The 342-nt window shown below is 44.4% G+C and carries 1 protein-coding gene; it reads right to left on the bottom strand.

What is annotated here, in order from left to right:
* The coding region (locus G4D82_RS14620) for a hypothetical protein (protein WP_166337976.1) at positions 1–342 on the bottom strand (342 nt) is incomplete at both ends.

Genomic DNA, 342 nt, shown 5'->3' with positions numbered 1-342 from the left:
TGAAAGCTGTTCCACCAGTAAGTCCGTTTACAGTTGTTCCGGTATCGTCATTGGCGATAATTGAAGCCGCAGACACAGTTACCGTTACAATCGCAGTATCGCAGTTGCTTGGGTTTAGGATTTCACAGATTTGGTAAGTTAAGGTGTAAGTTCCCGCAGGTGTTCCAGCGGCAACCAAAACGTCAGTTCCTGATAAAGTCACACCGGCATTGGTTGAGCTTACAAAAGTTGTATTTACTTGAGAAGCTAAAACAGCCACACCATTTAAAGTATCGTTTACAAGTACGTTTGTGAAAGCAGTTCCGCCGGCAAGTCCGTTTACAGTTGTTCCGGTATCGTCAT

Source organism: Flavobacterium lotistagni (assembly GCF_011392125.1).
GTDB classification, from domain to species: Bacteria; Bacteroidota; Bacteroidia; order Flavobacteriales; family Flavobacteriaceae; genus Flavobacterium; species Flavobacterium lotistagni.
This window is presented reverse-complemented; position numbering and strand designations above follow the sequence as displayed.